A 6,980-nucleotide genomic window follows, 5' to 3' on the forward strand; every position below is an offset into this window, starting at 1 on the left:
GTATCAATTGATACAATTTCGTAGGCAAATACGCGACGGGGTTACCTCCCCCGGCTCGAAATCACTCCGTACCACCCAAGCCCCCGATAGGTCTCGTAGCCGGGCGTCAGGTGGAAACCGACCAACGCGCCGGAGCCGTCCCGGTACGTACCGCTCCGCTGGCCTGAGGTGCGCAACGGCAGGCGCTCGTCGAGCAAGCCCTGGCCGTCCGACGCAGCGATTACCCGATAACTCGAATCCACCAGTAGAACCCGGGCGTTGTCGTGCGGATCGAGCCGCACGCCTTCGACGATCGCCCGGGCCTGCGGCTCCCAGTCGAAATGAATGGCCAGAATGCCGATCGGCGCGCCGTCGCTGCGGCCCTGGCTGCGCACGCTGGCGCAATAGGTCGCCACCATCGCGTTGCCGAGCTGCGGCATCCGCTCGATGTCGCCGGCGACGTAGTCGTCGCCCGAGCGCAGCCGCCGGGCCTGCTCGAACCAGCCGCAGCCGGCGACGCTGGTGCCGACCACGTCGAACCGGTCCGGTCGGCCATTGGCGATCACCTTGCCGTCGAGGCTGCACAGCCACAGATCGAGATAGACCGTATAGGCGCCGAGGATCACTGCGAGCCGCTCGCTAACGTGGCCGACATTCTGCGGCGATGGGCCTGCCGCACAGTCGACGACGGCGGAGTCGGTCGCCCACCAGCGCACGTCGCAGGTTCGTTCATAGAGATTACGGTCGATCAGCTCGACCGCGTTCAGCGACAGATCGACCAGCCGGTCGCCGCGCGACCGCTCGCTCATCGTGTCGATGGTGTTGATCAGTTCGCCGGTGCGCCGAGTGAGCTGGCTTTCGAGATCGCGCGCGATCTCCTCGATCTGGGCGCCGACGTTGCGGACCTCCTGGGCGACGATGGCGAAGCTGGCTCCCTGCTTGCCGGCGCGCGCACTTTCGATCAGCGCGTTGAGCGCCAGGATCTTCATCTGGCTGGTGATCTTCTGGATCGACTTGGTCTTGCCGCAAGCGATCTCATTGACCTCGGAGGTCAGCCGGGCGACCAGCGCCGAGACGTCCGCCTTGCCCGCATCGGCCTCTTGCGAGGCGGACTGGACCGTCCTTCCCAACGCTATGCTCATGTGTTTCCCGCCCCGGCGTCTCGCACCGGAGCGTCAAACTAATTGACTATTCCTAATTTCGACTAAACCCGAAAACTGGAACTAAGAACTCGAATTGTGCCGACAACACAGAGAGGATCGAGCCTCAATTGTTCAGAAGTGATCAGTCTCGCCGCGGCGAGCTAATCGCGCGCGCACCCGATCGTCGCGGAACCCGGTCCCTGTCGTAAGATGATCCTTCCCGATCAGGCCGCCGTCAGCGGCGGCACCGGCAGGGCGGTAACCGATTTGATCTTCTCCATCGCGAAACGCGACGTGACGTTCTTGAGCGCCACCGTTCCGATCAGCCGCTTGTAGAAGACGTCGTAAGCGCGCATGTCGGCGACGACGACGCGGAGCATGTAATCGACGTCGCCGGCCATCCGGTAGAACTCGATCACTTCCGGCATTGCCGCCACGGCATCCGCAAAGGTCTTGAGCCAGGCTTCCGAATGGTCGCCGCTCTCGATCGAGACGAACACCGACAAGCCGAGGCCGATCTTGTCCTGATCGACCAGCGCGACCCGGCGGGTGATCACGCCGTCGGCCTCCAGTCGTTGAATCCGCTTCCAGCATGGTGTCGACGACAGCCCGACCCGGTCGCCGATCTCGGCCACCGACAGCGAGGCATCCTGTTGCAGGACGGTCAGGATTTTCCGGTCGATCGCATCGAGGCGACGGCTGGTTTCGACAACGGGAGTCTCGACGTCAGACATGAGAGAACATTCTTCCAAATCAAATGATGCGAGGCATCATACGTGGAAGATTTTTTCACGCAAGTCTGTGTTTTGGGTCGCCGAAAGGCTTCGCCCTTTGGATTTAAGCGGGAAGCCGGGCAGTTCAGGCCAGCCCAAGCTTCAAACCACGGCTGGGGCGAAGACTCTCGACCAGGCGCAGCGCGGCCTTCTGGGCGTCTCCGGCGGAGCGAAAACCCTGCCCCTCGAGCGCTGTGAAATCGTCGGTGGCGGCATGAAAGCGAAAGCCGCGGCCGTCGCGAACGACGATGCCGGCGGCGCGCGAATTGACTTCGATGATGAAGGCGGAGGACGCGCTGGCTGGGGACATGGCGGCTGCTGACTCGAAGCTGGCGATTCGCGGGGTGCGATCGCCGGCCTGATAGCCGCGCTCTGCGTCAGGCCTATGAAAGCCCCTTAACGCTTTGGTGCTGCGACGGTTTGTCCAACCTCTCGCCGCGGACAGCGCAACCTCTCCCGCTTGTGCGAGAGGTCGGATCGCGCAACGATCCGGGCGAGGGCTGCGACGGATCGCGGGCTCACGGCTCGGGGCGCCCCCACCCCAGCCCTCGCCCGCACGCGGGAGAGGGAGCGCGCTGCGACGCGCGGCAACGGCCTGCATCAAGTCGCCGGATGGCGCTCCGCGCACCGATCGAGACAACTGCCGATCAGCAGCAGGACATCGGCGGAAACATCGGCTGCAGTTTGCGCAGCGCGCGGTAGAACCGCGCGAAGATCCGGTAGGGCCAGGGCTGCGCCTGCAGCCAGCGTTCCTTGACGTCGTCGTCGCTGCCGGGCGGGACGTCGATGCGCGGCTCGGCCGGCGCGGGGGGCGGGATCAGGGCGTCGGGATCGACATAAGTGAGCAGTGCCATGAGAGCCTCGCTCTGCCTTTTGGGCTTTAGCCTCGTTTCGGAGCCGGCGGCGCTGGCTGGTCGTCGTCGGAAATCGCGCGCCATGCGGCGCCGTCGAGATCTTCGTATTGGCCGCTCTTCAGCGACCACAGGAACGCCGCGAGGCCGAGCAGGCCGAGCACCAGCGCCAACGGCACCAGGATCACCATGACTTCCATTTACCTGCCTCCCCGGCGGACGCGGCGGGCGCGCATCGCATTCAGCATCACCAGCACCGACGAGCCGGACATCGCCAGCGCGGCGATCAGCGGCGTCGCCAACCCGGCGATCGCGATCGGTACCGCCAGCACATTATAGCCGATCGCCAGCGTCAGGTTCTGGCGCATCACGCTCATCGCCTTGCGCGAATAGTCGACCGCGGCCAGCACCGGCGCCAGCTCCTTGCCGAGAAACACCAGATCGGCGGTGGCCTGGCTGAGATGGGTGGCGCTGATCGGCGACATCGAGACATGCGCGGCGGCGAGCGACGGCGCGTCAGTCATGCCGTCGCCGACCATCATCACCACGCGGCCCTGCCCCTTCAGCGCATCGATATGGGCGATCTTCTCCGCCGGCGTCACGCCGGCGCGCCAGGCGCCGACGCCGAGCGCATCGGCAGCGTGCCGCACCGCCGGCTCGCGATCGCCGGACAGCAGCTCGACCGCGATGCCGCGATTGATCAGCGCGTCGATGGTCTTGGCGGCGTCGGGCCGCAGCAATTGCCGGACCGCGAACACGGTGCGCTGGTCCCCGCGGCTGAACGCCACGACCGAGACTTCCGGATCTTCGCTGAGGATGGCGTTGGCTTCAAAGTCGGCGCCACAGAACGACGGGCTGCCGAGCCGCAGTTCCTCGCCGTCGATCAGCGCGCGGACGCCGCGGCCGGGCTCCTCGGTGACGCCGGGCAGCGGCGCCTTGGCGCCGGCAGCGCGTGCCACTGCGGCAGCGACCGGATGATGACTGGCGAGCGCGAGGCGGCCGGCGAGCTGGAAGACATCGGTCGGCACGGCAGCGGCGTTGACGACGTCGAGTTCGGGCAGCGTCAGCGTGCCGGTCTTGTCGAACACGACAGTATCGACTGCCGAGGCGCGCTCGATCGCATCACCGGCGTTGAGCAGCACGCCGGCGCGGAACATCGCGCCCGACGCCACGGTCTGCACCGCCGGAATGGCGAGGCCCAGCGCGCAGGGGCAAGTGATGATCAGCACTGCGATGCCGGTCACGATGGCATCGTGCCAGCTGGCGCCGGCCAGCACCCAGCCGATCACGGTGAGCAGCGCGGTGGCGTGCACCACCGGCGCATAGAGTTGCGACGCGCGGTCGGCGAGCCGGACGTAGCGCGAGCGCGCCTGCAGCGCGTGGTCGAGCAGCCGCGTGATCTCCGACAGCAGCGTGCCTTCGGCCGCCGCGGCGACGCGGACGCGCAGCGTGCCGGTGATATTCAGCGTGCCGGCATAGACCTGCGTGCCGCGCTCGGCTTTGGCGTAGAGCGTCTCGCCGGTGATCAGGCTCTGGTCGATTTCGGAGCGGCCGTCGACGACGGCGCCATCGACCGCACAGCGTTCGCCGGGCCGCAGCAGCACGATGTCGCCGGCGCGCACTGCGGCGATCGGCACCTCGGCGATCTCGTCGGGACCGACGAACTTGGTCGCAGTCTCGGCCTTCAGGGCCGCCAGGTTGCCGGCGACCGCGCGGGTCTTCTGCCGCATCTTCTGATCGAGGAAGCGGCCCGCCAGCAGGAAGGCGATCAGCATGATCGCCGCGTCGAAATAGGTGTGCTCGGCGTGGTTGATGGTCTCGACCAGCGACATGCCGAGCGCCAGCGTGACGCCGATCGAGATCGGCACGTCCATGTTGACGCTCTTGGCGCTAAGCGCGCGCCACGCCGACTGGAAGAACGGCTGGCCCGCATAGGCGGCGCAGGGCAGCACCACCAGCGCCGACAGCCAGTGGAAGAAATCACGCGCTTCCGGGCTGAGATCCCCGCCGAACCACACCGGCACCGACAGCATCATCACGTTCATGGTGGCGAACGCGGCGACGCCGAGGCAACGCAGCAGAAACTTCGAACGCTCGGCCTCTTCGACTTCGGCGCGCACCGGCTCGTACGGATAGGCCTTGTAGCCGAGCTCGGCGAGCCGATCGATGAACAGCGCCGGCTCCAGTTCGCCCTTCTTCCACTCCACCGCGAGGCGGCGGTCGGTGAGGTTGACGCGCGCCAGCGTCACGTCCGGGATCGCCGCGAGGCCGCGCTCGATCTTGGCCATGCAGGCCGCGCAGGTGACGCCTTCGACGGCGAGGTCGAGATGCGCGACCTCTTGGTCGACATCCTTGACGTAGTGAGAGAAGTCCCGCGTCATCAACATGCAGCGACCCTTTGATCCTCTGCCCCCAGCGGTCCGATCAATCCAGCTTCAGGCGATTCTTCGACAGGAACATCCGCATGCCGTTCTGGTCGCCTTCCAGCACCAGATCCCAGCCCCCCGGCTTGAGGTCCGTGAGGCCGCCCTGGTAAACGCCGTCGCCGAGTTCGGCGAGCGTGATCTCGCGGTCGAACTGCTTGTCGGCAGGCCGCTCCAGCCGGCTGGCGAAGACCAGCCCGGTCAGCGGCAGGCCGGCCTTGTCGTGCGCCTCGACCCGCAGCGTCGCGGTGCCGTCGGGCCGCCGGTCGAGCTTGGCATCGACCTTCCAACCGCGCTGCTGCTGATCGCGTGCCGCCGCGATCTCGTTTTCGTAAGCGAGGCTCGCCGCATAGGCGCTGTCGACCTCGGTGCCGGGCAGCGTCTTGATCGCCAGCGTCATCATCAGGCCGTTGACGCCGAACACGACGCCGAAGAAGGCGACCAGAGATGCGAGCACGACCTTGCCGGTGAGTTGGCGGGGCTTGGCAGAACGGGACATGATAGCAACTCCAATGACCGCTTACGGCGTGACGAACACGTCCTTGGCGGACGCGACTTCGCCGAGACCGATGTCGGTGACATGGAACGTCACCGGGACCGACTTGGCGATCTCTTCGTTCGAGTTTGAATCCACCAGCACGCGCAGCTCGGTTGTGGCGTCGCGGCCGAGGATGATCATCGGTCGGTCGGGCGTGATCGAATCGGCACCGACGACATGGATGCGCGCGTTCGGCGGGCCGTCGACATCGACCGCGACGACCCGGTCGAAGCCGCGCTTGTTGAGGAAGCGGATGGTGTAGCCGTTACGCACGGAGCCGTCGCTGAGCCGCACCGCGACCGGGTTGCGGTCGTGCAGCACGTTGAGATCGAGCAGGCTGCGGTTCATCAGCGCGTACAGCATCACGGCGCCGATGCCGACGATGATCGCCGAATACACCACGGTGCGGGCGCGCAGCGGCTTGAAAACCTCCGGCTTGCCCTCCATCCGGCGATGGATGTTGATGTCGTTGTCGTAACCGATCAGCCGGGTCGGGCGGCCGATCTTGGTCATCACGTTGTCGCAGGCGTCGATGCACAGGCCGCACTGGATGCAGTCGAGCTGCGGTCCGTTGCGGATGTCGATGCCGGTCGGGCACACCGCGACGCACTGATTGCAATCGACGCAGTCGCCGACATGCTCGCCGGCGGCGCGCAGTGCGGCGGCCTTCTTGAACGAAGTGCGCTTCTCGCCGCGGTCGTACTTGTAGGTGACGTTGAGCGCCCATTCGTCGGTCAGCGCCGCCTGGATGCGGGGCCACGGGCACATATAGACGCAGACCTGCTCGCGCATGAAGCCGGCCAGCGTGTAGGTGGTGAAGGTCAGGATGCCGATCCAGATATAGGCGACCATCGGCGCCTGGAACGTCACCAGCTCCTTGATCAGCGTCGGGGCATCGGCGAAGTACAGCACCCAGGCGCCGCCGGTCCACCACGCGATCATCAGCCAGATCGAATGCTTCAGCACCAGCTCGGCGCCGCGCTGCATCGACCACGGCTCGGTCGCCTTGCGCATCCGCTCGCGGCGGTCGCCTTCGATCAGGCGCTCGACCGCGTAGAACAAATCGGTCCACACCGTCTGCGGGCACAGATAGCCGCACCAGACGCGGCCACCGAGCGCATTCATCAGGAACAGCGCGACGGCAGCGACGATCAACAGGCCGGTGAAATAATAGATCTCCTGCGGCCACAATTCGATGAAGAAGATCGGCCGCCCGACCCGGCTGATCGGCTACGACAACGACATCAACATCCATCGCCGGATGGAGGGCAAGC

The 6,980-nt window shown here is 66.2% G+C and carries 7 protein-coding genes and 1 pseudogene; all 8 read right to left on the bottom strand.

Annotation, left to right across the window (positions count from 1 at the left end; genetic code table 11):
• Window positions 1–41: 41 nt before the first annotated feature.
• Entirely contained in the window at window positions 42–1,121 is a 1,080-nt protein-coding gene (locus tag ACOJTD_RS11205) for a methyl-accepting chemotaxis protein (RefSeq protein WP_420132991.1), read from the bottom strand.
• Between the two features lie 224 nt (window positions 1,122–1,345).
• Window positions 1,346–1,855 carry an Lrp/AsnC family transcriptional regulator gene (locus tag ACOJTD_RS11210; RefSeq protein WP_420132992.1) on the bottom strand — a complete coding sequence of 170 codons (510 nt, stop codon included), beginning with the start codon at window positions 1,853–1,855 and terminating at the stop codon, window positions 1,346–1,348.
• Window positions 1,856–1,979: 124 nt separating this feature from the next.
• The gene (locus ACOJTD_RS11215) at window positions 1,980–2,204 is read right to left on the bottom strand and encodes a hypothetical protein (RefSeq protein ID WP_420132993.1); all 225 of its coding nucleotides are present in this window, start codon (window positions 2,202–2,204) and stop codon (window positions 1,980–1,982) included.
• A 337-nt stretch (window positions 2,205–2,541) separates the two neighbouring features.
• Window positions 2,542–2,748, bottom strand: a complete 207-nt coding sequence (locus tag ACOJTD_RS11220; RefSeq protein ID WP_420132994.1) for a hypothetical protein — start codon at window positions 2,746–2,748, stop codon at window positions 2,542–2,544.
• Between the two features lie 26 nt (window positions 2,749–2,774).
• Window positions 2,775–2,945 (bottom strand): cbb3-type cytochrome oxidase assembly protein CcoS, encoded by a 171-nt coding sequence (gene ccoS / locus ACOJTD_RS11225; RefSeq protein ID WP_420132995.1) that lies wholly within the window; start codon window positions 2,943–2,945, stop codon window positions 2,775–2,777.
• A complete protein-coding gene (locus ACOJTD_RS11230) occupies window positions 2,946–5,132 on the bottom strand; it encodes a heavy metal translocating P-type ATPase (RefSeq protein WP_420132996.1) in 2,187 nt (728 codons plus the stop codon). It lies immediately after the preceding gene.
• Window positions 5,133–5,169: 37 nt separating this feature from the next.
• Window positions 5,170–5,667, bottom strand: a complete 498-nt coding sequence (locus ACOJTD_RS11235; RefSeq protein ID WP_420132997.1) for a FixH family protein — start codon at window positions 5,665–5,667, stop codon at window positions 5,170–5,172.
• A gap of 21 nt (window positions 5,668–5,688) precedes the next feature.
• A pseudogene (ccoG, locus tag ACOJTD_RS11240) lies at window positions 5,689–6,909 on the bottom strand (cytochrome c oxidase accessory protein CcoG); the annotation flags it as partial.
• Window positions 6,910–6,980 lie beyond the last annotated feature (71 nt).

Source organism: Rhodopseudomonas sp. (assembly GCF_048594845.1).
Taxonomy (GTDB): Bacteria; Pseudomonadota; Alphaproteobacteria; order Rhizobiales; family Xanthobacteraceae; genus Rhodopseudomonas.

Excerpts from the sequence above, each read along its gene's own strand:
- ACOJTD_RS11205 (WP_420132991.1), bottom strand. The coding sequence starts at position 1,121 with ATGAGCATAGCGTTGGGAAGGACGGTCCAGTCCGCCTCGCAAGAGGCC.
- ACOJTD_RS11210 (WP_420132992.1), bottom strand. The coding sequence starts at position 1,855 with ATGTCTGACGTCGAGACTCCCGTTGTCGAAACCAGCCGTCGCCTCGAT.
- ACOJTD_RS11215 (WP_420132993.1), bottom strand. The coding sequence starts at position 2,204 with ATGTCCCCAGCCAGCGCGTCCTCCGCCTTCATCATCGAAGTCAATTCG.
- ACOJTD_RS11220 (WP_420132994.1), bottom strand. The coding sequence starts at position 2,748 with ATGGCACTGCTCACTTATGTCGATCCCGACGCCCTGATCCCGCCCCCC.
- ccoS (WP_420132995.1), bottom strand. The coding sequence starts at position 2,945 with ATGGAAGTCATGGTGATCCTGGTGCCGTTGGCGCTGGTGCTCGGCCTG.
- ACOJTD_RS11230 (WP_420132996.1), bottom strand. The coding sequence starts at position 5,132 with ATGTTGATGACGCGGGACTTCTCTCACTACGTCAAGGATGTCGACCAA.
- ACOJTD_RS11235 (WP_420132997.1), bottom strand. The coding sequence starts at position 5,667 with ATGTCCCGTTCTGCCAAGCCCCGCCAACTCACCGGCAAGGTCGTGCTC.